The sequence below is a fragment of the Gloeocapsopsis sp. IPPAS B-1203 genome, assembly GCF_002749975.1.
Classification (GTDB): domain Bacteria; phylum Cyanobacteriota; class Cyanobacteriia; order Cyanobacteriales; family Chroococcidiopsidaceae; genus Gloeocapsopsis.
Genome location: NZ_PEIG01000014.1, coordinates 46,515 through 62,864 on the forward strand (window position 1 = coordinate 46,515; position 16,350 = coordinate 62,864).

Here is a 16,350-nt window from a genome sequence, read left to right on the forward strand (position 1 = left end):
GTTGTATTGACAAGAATGGGAATAAGTCTGTGTTGGATATTAAACAGATTCGAGAAAATCCATCATTTGTAGAGAAAAGGTTGCAAAGCCGTGGTGACTATGATTTGCAACCGCTATTAACATTAGATCAGCAACAAAGAGATCTTGAAGCAAAGAGATCGCATTTACAAGCTCGTAGTAATGAAATTGGTAAACTTGTAGGACAGAAAATTAAAGCAGGTAGCGATCCGCAAAGCCCAGAAATTCAAAGTTTGCGTCAAGAAGGCAACGATCTCAAAAACCAGATTGGCGAACTCGAACCCCAAGAAAGAGAAATTAAGTCGCAATTAGCAGATCTGTTGTTGACATTACCAAATTTACCGAGTGAATCGACTCCTCTTGGTAACAGTGAAGAAGATAATGTCGAAGTAAGGCGTTGGGGCGATGAATATATTCCTCAGAATTCTTCGGAAATCTTACCTCATTGGGAAATTGGGGAACATTTGGGAATTTTAAATTTTGAGCGATCGGTAAAAGTTGCTCAAAGTCGATTTGTTACGCTAATAGGATTGGGTGCAGCTTTGGAAAGAGCGTTAATTCAATTCATGCTTGATCGCCAAATTGCAGCAGGTTATACAGAAGTTTTACCGCCAATTTTAATTAATACTCAATCACTGACAGCATCAGGTCAATTGCCTAAGTTTGCCGAAGAAAGCTTTAAGTGTGCTGCGGATGATTTATGGTTGAGTCCGACAGCAGAAGTTCCCATCACGAACCTTTATCGTGAAGAAATTCTCGCTGTTGAAGATTTACCAATTAATCACTGTGCATATACCCCATGTTTTAGAAGAGAAGCAGGAAGTTACGGGCGAGATACACGCGGTTTAATTCGCCTGCATCAATTTAATAAGGTCGAACTTTATAAATTAGTTCATCCTGACACTTCAGAACACGAGCATCAAAAGTTAGTTGCGCATGCTGAAGCGATTTTACAAGAGTTGCAACTACCTTATCGAGTCATAGAATTGTGTACGGGAGACTTGGGTTTCTCAGCGACAAAAACTTATGACTTAGAAGTTTGGCTACCTGCAGCAAACAAATATCGGGAAATCTCTAGCTGTTCTAATTGTCGAGATTTTCAAGCACGACGCGGGGGAATTCGCTTTAAAGAAAGTGGTAAGAAAGGAACTCAGTTTGTTCACACACTCAATGGTTCAGGATTAGCGGTAGGACGCACAATGGCGGCAATTTTAGAGAACTACCAACAGCCTGATAAAACTGTACGCGTTCCCGAGGCACTGCAACCTTATCTCAGGCAAGAGGTGTTAACTTGAACAACACCTTAAAATAAAGAAATGTGTAAATAATTAATAGAGTATATCTATGTCAGTTTTGGCAGCGATCGCAGTTTTAGCGCTATTGATCGTGGTACACGAACTAGGACACTTCATTGCAGCAAGGTCTCAAGGTATCCACGTTAACCGTTTCTCACTGGGCTTTGGTCCCACTTTGTTGAAGTACCAGGGAAAGGAAACTGAGTATGCTGTCAGGGCATTTCCTTTAGGTGGATATGTCGGCTTTCCTGATGACGATCCTGATAGTAAAATTCCTCCCAACGATCCCAATTTACTGCGCAATCGCCCTGTTCTCGATCGGGCAATTGTCATTAGTGCTGGTGTTATTGCCAATTTAATCTTTGCCTACTTATTACTCGTAGTCCAGATTGGTACTGTTGGTGCGCCACAACTCAATTTTGAACCTGGTGTTTTAGTTCCTGCTGTTGTTAGCGAACAAACGAGTGTCGCTGCACAAGCTGGGATCAAGCCAGGAGACATTATTGTCAGTGTCGATGGTAAAGAATTACCTGCTTCACAAGAAGCATTGCCATATTTGCGTCAGGTGATTCAAGAACACCCTAACCAATCGCTACCACTGACGATTCAACGCAATAGCGAAAGAGTTTCTTTAAAGGTGATACCAGAAGCTGGTGAAGATGGTAAAGGACGTATCGGCGTACAGCTAGCGCCTAATGGTAAAGTAGAACGCCAACGCGCCAGCAATATTCTAGCAGCGTTTACGACAGGTGCAACTGAATTTCAGCGGATTGTTGTTTTGACAGGGCAAGGTTTTGTTCAGTTAATTAGTAACTTTAGTCAAACAGCAGATCAAGTTGCTGGACCTGTAAAAATTGTAGAAATTGGTGCAAGTATTGCCCAATCTGATGCAGGTAATCTTTTTCAGTTTGCAGCGTTGATCAGCGTTAACCTTGCTTTAATTAATATTCTGCCTCTACCTGCGTTAGACGGCGGACAACTTGCCTTTTTACTGATTGAAGGATTGCGCGGTAAGCCACTACCTACACATATTCAAGACGGAGTCATGCAAACTGGACTCATGTTATTGTTAGGATTAGGTATCTTCTTAATTGTGCGCGATACTGCTAACCTTGAGTGGGTGCAGAAGTTGTTCTAGTGAGTATTGTTCGTAAATTGGCAAGTAAAAAGCAACGGGCGCTGGAAATTTTGATTCGTTTGCAGCGATTGTATCCAGAAGCCCCTTGCACATTGAACTATGCAACGCCGGTGCAACTTTTGGTAGCTACGATTCTCTCTGCACAGTGTACTGATGAGCGAGTCAATCAAGTCACTCCAGAGTTGTTTCGGCAGTTTCCTGATGCAGTTGCGATCGCGAATGCAGATACTGCTGAGTTAGAAACGATTATTCGTCCAACAGGTTTCTATCGTAATAAAGCAAAAAACATTCAAGCGGCTTGTCGCATGTTAGTGCAAGAGTACGGTGGTAAAGTGCCAGCACGGATGGAACACTTGTTAAAGTTGCCAGGAGTTGCACGGAAAACTGCAAACGTTGTTCTCGCTCATGGTTATGATATTCATGTCGGAGTCACAGTAGATACTCATGTGAAGCGGTTAACTTATCGCTTAGGATTAACGAAACACACCGATCCGCTTCATATTGAACGCGACTTAATGCGCTTACTACCTCAAGAAGATTGGGAAAACTGGTCTATCCGATTGATTTATCACGGTCGGGCTATTTGTAAAGCTAGAAATCCTGCCTGTGATGCTTGTGTGCTAGCTGACTTATGTCCATCTGCTAATCTTAGCAATCCACCACTGCAAGAATTACCTTCAGTATTGCCTACACAAACTCATACTCGTTAATCACAGCTAAAAAACTAGCCGCAGTTCTTTGTCATCAATACAAATTGTGTAGCCATTAAACCTCCTGCATGAATCGTAGATGCCCTACGACTCCCTTCGGGGCTATCCAGGCAAAGTGTACCTTCGTACACTAAAATGAGATTTTTAGTAGTAAGTCCACGGAGGTGGACTTTATTTATTTAGGTGCGAATTTATACGAGATCGCATTCACGTAGGAGGTCTATTGTGATGATGGCTACCTATCAATAAATTTCAACTGCGCCCTGATAGACGATCTAGCTATCTAGCAAACATTTCAGAATCAGACTAGTACCCTACATATCCTAATTTCAGAATTTGATCTGTTCTTGTCTGTGTCGCTGCGGTTCTAAGTAACTCAGCTTAATCCATCGAAGCTGCTCATAACAAACATGCAGATTAGTTTTTGTATCTTATGTAACTTTTTTCTATATTAGAAACATAAAGTAACACTAACGGAGAAAAGCAATATGAAAAATTTCAGCAAAGCAAACAACAACCAAGGCTGGACAACTGAACAATTAATCAACCTCAGTCAAAGCTGGGCATACGTTTTTCCTGTTAACGCTAACCGAGTCAAAGCAGAAGATGAGGTATGGACAACTGAAGGTTTTATTCGTATAGGTAACAAGCATATTTCTCTATAGTACTCAAGTTCAACAAGAAACCTGCCAATAAATCACAACGACGGAGAAAATTCATATGAGACGCAACACAGTAAACAATAACAACCAAGATTGGACAACCGAACAGTTAATCAACCTCAGCCAAAGCTGGGCATATGTTCTTCCTGTAAACGTCAACCAACGAGCCAAAGCTGAAGATGATGTGTGGACAACTGAACAGTTCATCCGTGTAGGACATAGATACATTTGTCTATAGTATTCAGAATCGGCGTGCAACCTACTAATGGGTTGTCAGCGAAAAAGGCTTTTCTAAACCGTGTGCTTCCATTAATAACTGATTGCCCATAACGTCGCAAGGATCGCCATCAGCAATGATTTGACCTTGATCGAGAAGTAGCACGCGATCGCACACTTCTAAAATTAGTTCTAAGTCGTGTGAAGAAATCATCATTGTCTGTTGCGACTGCTGGAGAAACTGAATTAAACGACGCCGAGAACGCATATCCAAGTTAGCAGAAGGCTCATCATATAGAACTAGTTGAGGACGCATCGCGAGAACTCCCGCAATAGCCACCATACACTTCTCACCACCAGAGAGGTTATGCGGAACTCGCTCAACTAAATTCTGTATACCAGTTAGAGATAAAGCTTCTTGTACGCACTCTTCTACTTCAGCTGCAGACAACCCCATATTTTCTGGACCAAACGCAATATCGTCGCGAACTAAGGGCAAAAATAATTGGTCGTTGGGATTTTGAAATACTAAACCGATTTCAGGACGAAACTCTCCCACAACAATTGGTTTATTAAATAATAGGATTTCTCCATCTGCGGGCTTTAATATGCCACAAGTTAAGAGAAATAATGTCGTCTTACCAGAACCGTTAGGTCCTATCAAACCAACTCTTTCGCCTACGTGGATAGTTGCGTTGATACTTTGTAAAACATTCAACTCTGAATAAGAAAAAGTGAGATTTTGAATTGCGATTGCTGCTGTCGCTTGTTCGGAGTATGACACTGGTGCTTGCTGCTTCATGCGTTTGTTAAAATAATTTCTGCTACGACAAACCCTAATGCAACAACACAAGTTACCAGTAGTCCAATTAAATCGCTAGCATGAATTTTGAACAGTTGATGACGGCGGGAAGGAACGCAACCATACCCGCGCAAAATCATTGCTTGATAAACTTGCTGAGACTGTTCGTAACTCCGCACCAATAAGCTACCAGCGAGAGATGCCAAAACCGTCAAGTTACGGCGACTAAATTTGTTAGCACGGAACCCCCGCAAGCGCATTGCTGTCTGCATTCTTGCCAAATCTTCGCCAAATTGTTCGATGTAGCGATACGACAGCAGCATCATATCAGCTAAAACTGATGGTAGTCCAAGCGATCGCATTGCTTTGATACTTGTCAAAAATGGGGCAGTACCAAATAAAATCAATCCAACGGTCAAAATACATAAAAATCTAGTAACAATCAATATTAACGCTAATAATCCTTCTTGTCGCAGTGCTAAAAAACCTAGTTGCCAGATGACAATGTTACCAACATTAAAGGGTAGTAAAACGGCGATCGCTGCCAAAAAAAAACCAGGGTAACGCAACCGCTTTAATAAAAAAGCTCCTGGTAGACGCGAGATAGCATAATAACTTAGAGTTACTAACACCATCGCCGGTAGCAAAATTAACTGCTGTACAAAAGCAAAGGCAAAGATCAAAGCCAAAAGCGCAATCAGCTTGCATCGGGGTTCCCAACGATGAATTGGAGACTTCAGATAAGCATAAGCATCTAATCCATGTGTCATGGTTTCAATAGTTCCGGCTTAACTCGCATCAGAAACAAAGCTACAGCTGCGGTAAATGCACCTTCAATGAACATAAGCGGGATATGTGCTAGCACGAGTCCGTAAATGACATTTCGTTCCACGGCTGCATCAATATTTGCGGGAATATTCGTAACTATCAAAAAGAAAAATATGACTACCGACACCCCCAGCCCACCAGCACCAGCTAGAAATGCAAATACTCCTGTCCACACGCGGTTATTCTTACCAACTTTATGACGCAATTGAAACAAGTGGTAAGCCACAATTGCTGGAATACCAAACATTGTGGCGTTGACTCCCAGTGTTGACAAACCTCCATGCTGAAACATCACTGCTTGAAAAAATAAACCGATGAGAATTGCAGGCAAGGCATAATATCCTAAAATAGTTCCCAACAGTCCATTCAGAATCAAATGAACACTCACTGGCGGTACTGGAATATGAATCCAAGAGGCTACGAAAAAGGCAGCTGTTAGCAACGATGCTTTAGGAATATTTTCTTGAGGATTTTTATCGCGCTTGATTTGACGCAATGAGTACCAAGTTACCCCGCCAGTGGTAGCGTAGCCTGCAACAATAATCGAAGCTGGAAGAATACCGTCAGGAATATGCATTACTTTGTAGCTAGAAGATTAATATCTAAAGTCTTACGAGCTTTATCTTTGCGACTCAGAACGTCGCAGTTCAGAATTGGTTTTATTACCCCGCATAAAGAATAATGCTGTACCAATGAATCCCCAGACACCTGCGGCTCCCATTAATATGATTTGCAGTGGGGTGAAGTTAGCTGCTCCAGTATTCATGACACGAGAAGTGCTACTTTCAGGTGTTGCACTGTCTCCTCCAGCTTGCGCTTGATTACCTTCTATGGGAACATTGACAATACTACCGTGACCTGCCTGGCGTACTTGTACTGACCAATTGCCCGACTGTGAGGCATCTGGTGTAAAGACAAAGTTGCCATTGTTGTCGGTTGTTCCTTCTAGCCAAGGAGTAGCAGGGTCATTAGGAGCATATACTGTAACTTGAGCGTTGACCATTGGGTCGCCATTATCGTATTCAGCATTGACCTCAATTGCTTGGGTTTCTCTAGCTTGCATTCTGACACCATGGGCGATCGCTCTAGTTGATGCGCCAAAAACTGAAATAACAACAAATGGGAAGATTATTTTCCACTGAGAATTCATAATTCTGTTCTAAATTTGTCTAATTTGTATTAATAGCTACTAAGGTAATTAATTGATTAATTCAGCAACGCGGGAGAAAAAGCTCTCCCTTGTATGCGTTACACCATCAGGACAAAAGATAGATTTTAACCAACGGTTTGGGTGTTAGCTTCTCGACAGTGACCTTCGCCAACGTGTCCTATTGATGGCAGAATCTCTTGAAGTTGCTGGTAAGTCTGTGGGGATTGTGACTGCAACTCACTGGTACTTATTTGTAAGTTCCCATTTTGTGCCAAAGCAGCTAGAGGTTCAAAACCCAGCGCCCCTTGATTAATCGGATCGTCTGCACTTTTTTCGCCATCACCAAACAAGTGGTCTAAGTGAAAAGTTGCTTCTAAATCTGCAGTGTCGCCTGCTTGGACAATTCCTTTACGTTCGTCACCGACGTACTCTCCACAAACATATTCAAACTCTCGATCAATATTAAGGACAAAGTTAATTGTCTGCCCTTCTTTCTCGGCTGTACCACTCATGACCATTGTTTGTCCTTGTGCTGGACCTTCGGTTGCTGGAACCATGCGCCACGAAAGTGCATTATATTGACCAGGAGGTACATTTGATGCTTCAGCAACTAAAACGGAATCTTGTCCGTCACCCGACTGCGCTAAATCTACAGTTTGAACTTGGTCAAGCACTACGACTTTTTCTTCGGCTTGAATTTCTCCTCCCTGTTCTGGATTAAATGCAGGCTCACTTTGATAAGCAGTAACATCTGCTAAGTTGGCGTACAAATTATTAAAAGTTATTCTCCAGCCATCGCTACTCACCAAGCCTTCTCTTGCTCTTTCTTCGCCATTAGCACGAACTTGAAGCGTTCCTGCTGCTGCTTGCGGTTGTGACTGTTCTTGTGCTTGAGGTTCGCCTGGAGTTTGATCCACAGAGCAACCAATTATTATTCCTGGGGCTAAAAAAATTAACCCTGCTAAACTCAACAGCTGTGTCCTCATTGCTATTTTTTGATAAACTTTACACAATTTGTCCCTTAATACTTCATCACATAAGTTTTCCAGAAGATTTGCAATGCCCTCTAGGGGCATCTATCAATGAAGCATAATGAGAAAGTACGCCTTTTAAGGTTAGGTAATGGGTAATAGAGAGTTACTCATTAAGAGTGTTGAGTTATGAGTTATGAGTTAAGAAAATTTTTTAATTCAAAATTCAAAATTCAAAACTCAAAACTTTTTTATATTACGTTTATTTTCACCTACTTACTTTTCAGAAATTGATGACGGACATAATGGTACAAGCCAAAGGACTGAAAAAGCGCTTTGGCAACATGGTGGCGCTGCGTGGTATTGATTTAGCAGTTCCTGCTGGCTCAGTGTTGGGTGTGCTTGGTCCGAATGGTGCAGGTAAAACCACAACAATCAACTGTTTAACAACATTACTCAAACCAGATGCAGGATGGGCTGCGATCGCTGGGTATGATGTAGTGAAGCAACCGGCTGCAGTTCGCGCCTTGATTGGAGTCACAGGTCAATTTGCAGCTGTGGATGAAGAACTTACTGCAAGAGAAAATCTCATTTTATTTGGCAGACTTTTGCGGCTTTCAGCAAGACAAGCAGCGCATCGCACAACTGAACTGTTAGAGCAATTTGACTTAACTGAAGCCAGTAAGCGTCGCGTGAAAGAATTCTCTGGTGGGATGCGTAGACGCCTCGATCTCGCTGCGAGTATAGTAGCAGAACCGTTGGTTTTATTTCTGGACGAACCAACAACAGGACTCGATCCCCGCAGTCGCCGTCAGTTGTGGGAAATGGTACGCGCCTTGCAAGCACGCGGAATCACTATTTTGTTAACAACGCAGTATCTCGAAGAAGCGGATGAATTAGCTAACCGCATTGTTGTGATTGACAGAGGAACAGTCATTGCTGAAGGAACTGCTGACGACTTGAAAGATCGCGTTGGCGGAACGTTTTGTGAGTTGGAATTAGCAGATCCCAAAGATGAAATGCAAGTCAGACAATTACTTGTAGATCTTGGAGAGCTTCAAGGTAGAGGGTCAACTTTAACGCTTCCCGCACCCGATGGAGTAGCAACATTATCAGAAATTGTGCAACGAGTCAGTGCTACTGGAATTGTGTTAGCCGACATTTCACTGCGTCGTCCGAGTTTAGATGATGTCTTTTTTGCCTTAACAGGTCATGCAACAGGAGATGAAGGATCGTGAATAGTGCTGATTTCCGCTCTAAAGCACAATCATTGGTAAAACTGCGGCATGAATCGGGCATAAATCGGGCAATTAGTGATAGTTTACTCATTGCTTGGCGTAACCTAATTCGTCTCAGTCGTACCCCTGCGGTTATTGTTTCAGTATTACTTTTTCCTATTTTATTTTTCAGCGGTTTTTTGCTTGCGTTTGAGCGATTGATGAGTTTCCAAGGAATTGATTACGTCCAGTATCTTGTCCCGATTATTACGTTGCAAGCCATGTTTTTTACGGCTATGGGTTCAGCAGTGACTTTAGCTAAAGATATCAAAACAGGAATGCTTCAGCGCTGTCGGGCGATGCCAATTTCACGGGCTGCAGTACTTGGAGGGTTGATTCTGGCATATTTGGTGCGGGCGATCGCTGCCACGATCATTTTATTGACTTTTGCGCATTTATATGGCTTTCGCTTTCAAACTTTTATCGCTGTTCTTGGCTATTTAGCATTAACATTACTCTTTACAACAACTGCTGTAGCGGGTTATGCGGTTTTTGCTTTAGTTTTACGTCAACCAGATTTAGTAAACTCACTGCTAATTGTTCCTTATGCACCTTTACTACTATTGAGTACAGGTTTTAGTCCGGCAGAAAATTTTCCCCAGTGGCTGCAACCAATTGTCCAAGTACAACCTGTGAGCTACACTGCAGCTGCACTGCGTGCCTTAGTGAATGGCACTGAATTACTTGTTCCCTTATTTTGGTCACTTGTGTGGCTAATTGGGCTGCTTGTAGCCTTTGGTTTAATTGCAGTTCGACTTTACCAACGGGTGTCATGACAAAATCTTCTACTGCATCTAACCTAGTCGCAAAACGCCGCGAGGGTGGAATCACCCGTACGCTTAATGACATTGCCCTAATTACGCAACGCAACTTGTTACTCGATATCAGAAACCCCGCAGTTATAGTGGGTGCAACAGGGTTTCCAGTCTTTTTAATGCTCATTTTCACAGCTAGCTTTGCCAGAGTTGTCGTCCCACAGGGAAGTTATGCTGACTATGCCCAGTTTCTTGTTCCCTTGAGCATCGTTCAAGGATTACTATTTAGTACCACTAGTATTGGCACGGCGCTATATAACGATCTTGATAGTGGTATGGATACAAGACTACGAACACTCCCGATCGCCCGTTCTGCATTACTCGCTGGGAGAATTTTGGGTGGTGCAGGGCGCTTATTAGCCCAAGTTATCATCATTACTCTTGTTGGTTACTTCATTGGCTTTCGTTTTCAAACTGGTATCCTTTCTATCATCACGTTTTTACTCTTACCAGTCATCTTTGCCTCAGCATTTTCTTGGATTGCAGTCTTTTTTGCTGTGAAAGCCAAAGCTGCTGAATCGGTACAAGTTTCAATGACACCGTGGTTACTACCACTGACTTTTCTTAGTATTGGCTTAGTACCGCTAGAAGGCTTTCCTGAATGGTTGCAAGGTTTTGTTGCCATTAACCCCGTCTCAGCTGCTGCACAAGCGTTGCGAGGTTTAGCAATAGGTGGATCTACAATACGTTTTGTCCTTGAAACTTTACTATGGAGTGTTGCAATTACAGTCATATTTAGCACCTTGGCAATTCGCGCCTATCAACGCCGAAATGTATGAATTACCAAAGGGCACAAAAGTAATATATTTAGTAGTTTCTCCCCAGAGATTTTATATTGGTATAACGCGCAAGGTACACGCTACCGAACTCCTGAAGAGATAGCAATAGCAGAATGTCAACATACTGAATGTTTAGCCGCAAGGCTAGCGAATTGGGAGAAAGTATGGATTAGATAATTCCGATTATTTTTATGAGTTTTCAGGAAACTAGAAAATAATTATATAAAAGCAATCGCACTTCAAACTGCAACTTAAAACTCTTAATCAGGATGTTATTATGCAGCTTTTTTATTAATAGGACAGTAGTTTAGAAGTTATTTATTAGTATTTAAGTTAGAGAAAAATATTATCAGCCCAGTCAAGATGGTGGTTCAGCTACAACTAATAATATAGCTAAACCAGTAATATAAGAAACATTTTGTTTATAAGAGGGACAAGTAAACTGTGAAAGCCATACGTTTTTTCTTGTTAGTGGTATTTTTAGTATTAACATTTACTCTTATCAATATAAGTCAGGCTAGCAATACCCCTTCAAAAGCTAACTTAAGTGAAGTCGCATTTTTCAAAGGTAGTTGGGAATGTAGAATTCAAGGCTCTCCAAATAACGTTTTTCGTTGGTCAGTTGCGGAGGGTCTGAACAGCTTATGGCTAGTTGGTTTTGTTCAAGTAGGGCAAAACAAAGTTTCCAACGATTTTTGGCGACTGGTCAATAACAAAATTGAACGATACGCCTTTACAGGAGATGGCACTTTTGTAAAAGTTGAAAGTAGTGGGTGGGAATCAAACAAGTTAAGGTTTTTCGGTTCCGCAAACCAACTGACTGGAGAGTTAAAAGTTAGACAAACCATCACTAGAGACAATGACACAGAGTTTCGCGCTTTGTGGGAAAAGATGGGAAAGGATCGGAGTTGGTCTGCTTTTTCAGATGAACGATGTACCAAGTTGAAATCAACGAGTCAGGCATTCACCTTTCAGTTACCTGCTCCCAGCGGTCAGTACCAGGTAGGCACAACAATTTACCATTGGGTTGACGACTCTCGTCGAGAAATTTATCGTGCTGAGATTTACGATTTGCAAGCCCAATCTTTGGCTACAACTCCAAGACCAACTGATCGCCGTGAATTAGTTGTCTATGTTTGGTATCCTGCCAGAACGGATCGAGAAGCAACAACAGCCCCATATATCGATGAAGACTTTGCATTAGCTACTGCCGAAGGGATGGGATCTAGCTTTGGTGTATCATCTGAACAATTTGTTCAGGTTGTTACTCAGACTATTCAGACAAATGCTGTACTAAAGGCAAAGCTTGCTGAGACTTCGCGCTATCCTGTTGTGATTTTCTCACCTGGTTTTGGAGCGACACCTAAATTCTACACAAGGCAATTTGAGGAACTTGCTAGTCATGGTTATGTTGTTGTAGCAATTAATCCTACTTATGAAGCACCAGTTTTGTTTCCAGATGGGCAAGTAATTACTCAATCTTCAGTGTTTAATTTTTCATCTGCTAACAGCGAAACCGAACAACAAGTCTTTAATCAGGCTGTTGAAATTCGCGCAGAAGATATCAACTTTGTATTGAATCAATTAGAACGCATTAATACTAAAGATCCTCAAGAACTCCTAACGAAACGTTTAGATCTAGATCAAATTGGAATTTTTGGGCACTCGCTAGGTGGTGATACTGCAACTGAAGCAATGAGGCGCGATCGCCGCTTAAAAGCAGGAATTAATATGGATGGGGGTAGTTATGGTAGTTTCTACAGTAGTGGAAATAAAGACAGTTTGAATTGTCCTTTGATGGTGATGTCTCATGATGGAGCAGATGAGGCGTTGCAGACATTTTATCAACGCCTAGGAGCGAACGCTTACAGATTAATGATAAAAGGCACTAAACACACGACGTTTATGGATTTTGGATTAATTTTGCCTGCTTTCTCAGCACATTCAACCACTCAAGAAAAATCCCAGATAACTCAAGCAATTGGTTCAATTGAACCTAAACGAGCAACTCAGATTATCAATGCATACACACTAGCATTTTTCAACAAGTATCTTTTGGGTAAAGATGAATCTCTGCTCGAAAGGATTTCGCCTGATTATCCAGAGGTGCTAATTGAATCTCATTTGTAACGGTAGCATAACAAACGGGCTGCACCGGAACGCCTCAATATACGGGTTGAAATGCAAAGGTTATCTGCGGGAAAGCAATCGCGATCAGTTAGGCAGAATATGACCATAGTAATTATGTCGAGTGTAAAAACTCTCTTACATTAAAGGAAAATCTATGAGTGAATGTTGTGACCGAAGATAGAAGAGAGTTGCTCTCGTCACTGGTTCGACATCTGGTAGGGATGGCGAGCGCAAAGCGACTTGCCGAGGACGGCTTTATTATTGCTTTTCATTCCAAGTCTTCAGTAATGATTGGTCAAGCGCTGGCGAAAGCATATCTTGGTGCATCTTATTCCCAGGCTGATCTTGCTGATCAAAACTAAGTTCGTCTTTTGGTTGCCGAAGTACTCTCGTACCACGGTGGGCTAGACGTATTAGTAAACGGGGATTAGCGCAACGATTCCACACACCTCTCTTAATGAAGCTGTAGCGCAGATATGGCGAGACCTTGATGAGGTCAACGTTATCCACCGTGGACACTCATTGCAGAGGCTGAATCGGATTTATAGCAACTAAACTAGAATGTAAATGCGTAAGTTGATTCGTCAAGCATCTAGCGCAGGTTATATCTATTTAGCTTATAGTGACTAAAGATGCTGATATTTAATTAATGTTACGTGACCCCAAACTCATAGTGCTGTTGCTTGCTGGTTCATTGACAACAATGACAGGAGGAGTCATCGCACCTGTTCTGCCAGAAATGATCCAGCAGTTGCACTTTGACCCCAGTGTCGCAGCACACCTAGTAAGTATACATTGCTTAACGATCGCACTATCTAGCCCTTTGCTGGGTATTTTGGCAGACAAGGTTGGTCCATTGTGGGTGTTAGTTCCTTCACTATTACTATACGCGCTCTTTGGTACAGTAGGCGCAGTCATACAGACTATCTTACCGTTATTAGTGAGTCGAGCCTTACTTGGTGTTGCCAGCGGAGGAATTGCTGCCGCTAGTCTTGGTTTGCTTGGCAAGATGTATGAAGGACAAAAGCGATCGCAGGCGTTAGCTTACGCAACAACTACCTTAACAATTGCTGGAATTCTATTTCCGCTACTCGGAGGCTGGCTAGGTAATATTAACTGGCGCTTTACTTTTGGGCTATACAGTCTTGGAATTCCTTTAGCAGTCGTTGTCGTGGTCATGTTGCGTCAACAGACACAACCAACGAAAGTAAATCAAATAGCTAGCAACAAACTTGGTCGCGTTTTAGGCGATCGCCGCGTTATAGGGCTGCTGCTAACTCTCGGTGTGGCATCAATTGTTATGTATACCGTTGTGATTTATGCACCACTTTACTTCAAAGCAACTATGAATGCTGGTGCAGCACTTAATGGTATTATTCTGGCAGCACGAGCTATTGGAGCTGCAATTGTCTCTGCATTCGCCGCTAAACGCTTGTTACAATCTTTAGGTACAGCACGGGCTACCGCGGTAGGTTTTGCGCTGATGGCTGTAACATTAGCTACGCTGCCGCTACTAAAACAACTTTACTTGATTTTATTCATGGCAGGAATTTTTGGGGCAGGATTCGGGATTGTCTTACCTAGTCTTTACAGTGCTTTAGCAGATGTTGCACCCGTAAACCTGCGTTCGAGTATCTTAGCATTAGGAACAGGTGCAGGCTTTTTAGGACAATTCTTTTCTCCGATTCTTCTGAGTCCTGTGTTAGACAGCAGTGGATTACCATCTGTATTTTACACTGCCGCAAGTTTATCTGCCGCGATCGCAATCCCACTTATTTGGTTTAGTAATGATGGCAGAATTACCACAAGATGATGGTTAGTTTTATTCTTTTTACTTTCTAATCCTCTGGTAGTCTAACTTCCTGTTCTACGACGAGTCCTGAAAGAAAGTTGCGGTCTTCGCTGATGTGGGGAAATTTCAATTGAGAATCGGGAATGCCTTTTTGTAATTGACGTTGACGAATAATCGCGAAACTCCCAGGCACTAAAATACGTAATCGCGGTGGTGGTACTTGATCTTGACGCTTCGCACCATAGTACACATTAATTTCTTGTAGCTTTTGGTCAAATCTTGCTAAAAATGCTTGTGGGTTACTCAGTGGGCGATCGCTGATCAATTCAATATTGACTAAATAATGTGCTGGAAAGTCATTTTCAGTTAAAGTAATACAAAAGTCCTCTAAGGCTACACCAAATTCTTGTTGTAAAGCTTGCATGACTTGCGTTGCATGAGACTCAGTGGTTTTCTCGGTAGTAGAAGACAGTAAACCTCCCCGACGATATCGAAAAGTAATTAAAGGAGTTTTGTTATAAAAACCTACAACTTCTATAACGTCCCCATTGTCATAGCGGTACAAACCACTATAGTTTGTCATTAGTATGCGGTAAAATTCACCTACTTTTACTTCTGTAGCCAGCAATGTTTTAGGCTGTGCTTCTTCCCACTGATCTTGAGGAACAAATTCAAAAAAACCGCTTTCAAGCGCTAAAATACTACCATCTGTATTGAGATCAGAATAAATACTAAATGTCCCTTCGGCTGAAGCATAGACTGCACCAAATACAGGAGTATCTTCTAAGTGATCAGGAAATCTTTCAAAGTAAAAATTTGATGTTCCTCCGCGTGCTGTTGCAATAAAAGATAAGTTAGACCAAGCAAGTTTTGGAGTAAGTTTACCATTAGTTTTTAATATTGAATTAAGTTGAGCGGCACGGCTTGGTGCAGCAAAAAACTGCTTTTCTAAAGCATTACGGATTTCGGGTTCTAATTTTAACCAACTGGCAATTTCTCCAAATTCTAAATCTTGAATTAAATCTTCAGCATAGCGTTCTAAATACTGACAAGTACGTAAAACAAGCATGGGAAAGTTAGCAATGATTCCTCGCATTGATGCATCTCTTAACGCAAATAGCAAACAGAGGTAATGTCGGCTCATGCTATCAGAAACTTCAAGTAGTGTATATGGATGCGCAAATAACTGTTGATACAACATTTTATTCATTCGCATCACTCCTGTACCTCCAGGACCATATGCAATTCCACTTGTAGTGCGCCCAGTAATGTTTGCTGTGTTAGTCACTAATAATTTGCCAAACTTTAAACTACGCGATCGCAGCGCTGTATCAAGAAACCCAATACTTGTTAAATTAGCTCGTCTTAATGTACTTTGAAAGTGTTGTGTAACCGGAATTAATTTTTGCTTTCCGGTTGAACCACTTGTCGTATTAAAATACACGACAGGATCAGGTGTTAAAATATTCCTTTCACCTTGTGCCATGCGCTGGATATAAGGTTCGTAGTTACTATATTCCCAAATCGGAATCCGCTGTTGAAACTGCTCGATAGTAGTAATGTTGTTGAACAAATACTCTTGTCCTAACTCAGTATTTTTATGAAAATGTAAAAGATTAATTAAGAATTGCTCTTGCGAACTTAAAGCGTTGCGAGTTTTCTTAATAAAGATATTTTTTCGCTGTTGAGTAGCATATAACAAGGCTTTTTGGACAAAGTTTGACATATAAGAACACACCTTAATAAAAAGCAACTATCGATCAACTA

General features: G+C 41.7%; 17 protein-coding genes. 11 read left to right on the forward strand and 6 right to left on the reverse strand.

Annotation, left to right across the window (positions count from 1 at the left end; translation table 11 throughout):
• The first annotated feature begins 29 nt into the window (after positions 1–29).
• The 5 genes from serS (at position 30) to CSQ79_RS21115 (ending at position 4,061) form a co-directional block, all read left to right on the forward strand.
• Entirely contained in the window at positions 30–1,313 is a 1,284-nt protein-coding gene (gene serS / locus CSQ79_RS21100; RefSeq protein ID WP_099703097.1) for a serine--tRNA ligase, read from the forward strand.
• A 49-nt stretch (positions 1,314–1,362) separates the two neighbouring features.
• On the forward strand, positions 1,363–2,451 hold the full coding sequence (rseP, locus tag CSQ79_RS21105; protein ID WP_099703098.1) for an RIP metalloprotease RseP: 1,089 nt from the start codon (positions 1,363–1,365) through the stop codon (positions 2,449–2,451).
• On the forward strand, positions 2,451–3,161 hold the full coding sequence (gene nth, locus CSQ79_RS21110) for an endonuclease III (RefSeq protein ID WP_099703188.1): 711 nt from the start codon (positions 2,451–2,453) through the stop codon (positions 3,159–3,161). The genes rseP and nth overlap by 1 nt, the downstream gene beginning before the upstream one ends.
• Before the next feature lie 488 nt (positions 3,162–3,649).
• Entirely contained in the window at positions 3,650–3,826 is a 177-nt protein-coding gene (locus CSQ79_RS28275; protein WP_289501396.1) for a hypothetical protein, read from the forward strand.
• 55 nt (positions 3,827–3,881) lie between these two features.
• Positions 3,882–4,061 (forward strand): hypothetical protein, encoded by a 180-nt coding sequence (locus CSQ79_RS21115; protein ID WP_099703099.1) that lies wholly within the window; start codon positions 3,882–3,884, stop codon positions 4,059–4,061.
• Between the two features lie 24 nt (positions 4,062–4,085).
• Here CSQ79_RS21115 and CSQ79_RS21120 read toward each other — a convergent pair whose 3' ends face one another.
• The 5 genes from CSQ79_RS21120 to CSQ79_RS21140 form a co-directional block, all read right to left on the reverse strand.
• Positions 4,086–4,841 (reverse strand): energy-coupling factor ABC transporter ATP-binding protein, encoded by a 756-nt coding sequence (locus CSQ79_RS21120; RefSeq protein ID WP_099703100.1) that lies wholly within the window; start codon positions 4,839–4,841, stop codon positions 4,086–4,088.
• A complete protein-coding gene (gene cbiQ, locus CSQ79_RS21125; RefSeq protein WP_099703101.1) occupies positions 4,838–5,611 on the reverse strand; it encodes a cobalt ECF transporter T component CbiQ in 774 nt (257 codons plus the stop codon). The genes CSQ79_RS21120 and cbiQ overlap by 4 nt, the downstream gene beginning before the upstream one ends.
• Entirely contained in the window at positions 5,608–6,246 is a 639-nt protein-coding gene (gene cbiM / locus CSQ79_RS21130) for a cobalt transporter CbiM (RefSeq protein ID WP_099703102.1), read from the reverse strand. Before cbiM ends, cbiQ begins: the two co-directional genes overlap by 4 nt.
• Positions 6,247–6,288: 42 nt before the next feature.
• Positions 6,289–6,819: a carboxypeptidase-like regulatory domain-containing protein gene (locus tag CSQ79_RS21135; protein WP_099703103.1), complete on the reverse strand. Its 531-nt coding sequence runs from the start codon at positions 6,817–6,819 to the stop codon at positions 6,289–6,291.
• Positions 6,820–6,944: 125 nt separating this feature from the next.
• Positions 6,945–7,805, reverse strand: coding sequence for a DUF4382 domain-containing protein (locus tag CSQ79_RS21140; RefSeq protein ID WP_289501397.1), 861 nt, complete (start codon positions 7,803–7,805; stop codon positions 6,945–6,947).
• 278 nt (positions 7,806–8,083) lie between these two features.
• Here CSQ79_RS21140 and CSQ79_RS21145 point away from each other — a divergent pair, with 278 nt between their 5' ends.
• The 6 genes from CSQ79_RS21145 (at position 8,084) to CSQ79_RS21170 (ending at position 14,604) form a co-directional block, all read left to right on the forward strand.
• Entirely contained in the window at positions 8,084–9,028 is a 945-nt protein-coding gene (locus tag CSQ79_RS21145; RefSeq protein ID WP_099703104.1) for an ATP-binding cassette domain-containing protein, read from the forward strand.
• Complete coding sequence (locus tag CSQ79_RS21150) at positions 9,025–9,843, forward strand: ABC transporter permease (protein WP_099703105.1); 819 nt, start codon at positions 9,025–9,027, stop codon at positions 9,841–9,843. Before CSQ79_RS21145 ends, CSQ79_RS21150 begins: the two co-directional genes overlap by 4 nt.
• Positions 9,840–10,661 (forward strand): ABC transporter permease, encoded by an 822-nt coding sequence (locus CSQ79_RS21155; RefSeq protein ID WP_099703106.1) that lies wholly within the window; start codon positions 9,840–9,842, stop codon positions 10,659–10,661. The genes CSQ79_RS21150 and CSQ79_RS21155 overlap by 4 nt, the downstream gene beginning before the upstream one ends.
• A gap of 444 nt (positions 10,662–11,105) precedes the next feature.
• Positions 11,106–12,791 (forward strand): alpha/beta hydrolase family protein, encoded by a 1,686-nt coding sequence (locus tag CSQ79_RS21160; RefSeq protein WP_289501398.1) that lies wholly within the window; start codon positions 11,106–11,108, stop codon positions 12,789–12,791.
• Between the two features lie 158 nt (positions 12,792–12,949).
• Positions 12,950–13,153 (forward strand): hypothetical protein, encoded by a 204-nt coding sequence (locus tag CSQ79_RS28280; RefSeq protein WP_289501399.1) that lies wholly within the window; start codon positions 12,950–12,952, stop codon positions 13,151–13,153.
• A 287-nt stretch (positions 13,154–13,440) separates the two neighbouring features.
• Entirely contained in the window at positions 13,441–14,604 is a 1,164-nt protein-coding gene (locus CSQ79_RS21170) for an MFS transporter (RefSeq protein ID WP_099703107.1), read from the forward strand.
• 25 nt (positions 14,605–14,629) lie between these two features.
• On the opposite strand, the gene CSQ79_RS21175 is transcribed toward CSQ79_RS21170, so the two are convergent.
• A complete protein-coding gene (locus tag CSQ79_RS21175; protein ID WP_099703108.1) occupies positions 14,630–16,309 on the reverse strand; it encodes a GH3 auxin-responsive promoter family protein in 1,680 nt (559 codons plus the stop codon).
• Between the last annotated feature and the right edge of the window lie 41 nt (positions 16,310–16,350).

Bases quoted from the DNA above. Each gene is read 5' to 3' on its own strand.
- cbiQ (WP_099703101.1), bottom strand. From the start codon at position 5,611: ATGACACATGGATTAGATGCTTATGCTTATCTGAAGTCTCCAATTCAT.
- CSQ79_RS21115 (WP_099703099.1), top strand. From the start codon at position 3,882: ATGAGACGCAACACAGTAAACAATAACAACCAAGATTGGACAACCGAA.
- CSQ79_RS28275 (WP_289501396.1), top strand. From the start codon at position 3,650: ATGAAAAATTTCAGCAAAGCAAACAACAACCAAGGCTGGACAACTGAA.
- CSQ79_RS21140 (WP_289501397.1), bottom strand. From the start codon at position 7,805: ATGAGGACACAGCTGTTGAGTTTAGCAGGGTTAATTTTTTTAGCCCCA.
- CSQ79_RS21120 (WP_099703100.1), bottom strand. From the start codon at position 4,841: ATGAAGCAGCAAGCACCAGTGTCATACTCCGAACAAGCGACAGCAGCA.
- CSQ79_RS21145 (WP_099703104.1), top strand. From the start codon at position 8,084: ATGACGGACATAATGGTACAAGCCAAAGGACTGAAAAAGCGCTTTGGC.
- rseP (WP_099703098.1), top strand. From the start codon at position 1,363: ATGTCAGTTTTGGCAGCGATCGCAGTTTTAGCGCTATTGATCGTGGTA.
- CSQ79_RS21135 (WP_099703103.1), bottom strand. From the start codon at position 6,819: ATGAATTCTCAGTGGAAAATAATCTTCCCATTTGTTGTTATTTCAGTT.
- CSQ79_RS21175 (WP_099703108.1), bottom strand. From the start codon at position 16,309: ATGTCAAACTTTGTCCAAAAAGCCTTGTTATATGCTACTCAACAGCGA.
- CSQ79_RS21155 (WP_099703106.1), top strand. From the start codon at position 9,840: ATGACAAAATCTTCTACTGCATCTAACCTAGTCGCAAAACGCCGCGAG.
- CSQ79_RS21170 (WP_099703107.1), top strand. From the start codon at position 13,441: ATGTTACGTGACCCCAAACTCATAGTGCTGTTGCTTGCTGGTTCATTG.
- cbiM (WP_099703102.1), bottom strand. From the start codon at position 6,246: ATGCATATTCCTGACGGTATTCTTCCAGCTTCGATTATTGTTGCAGGC.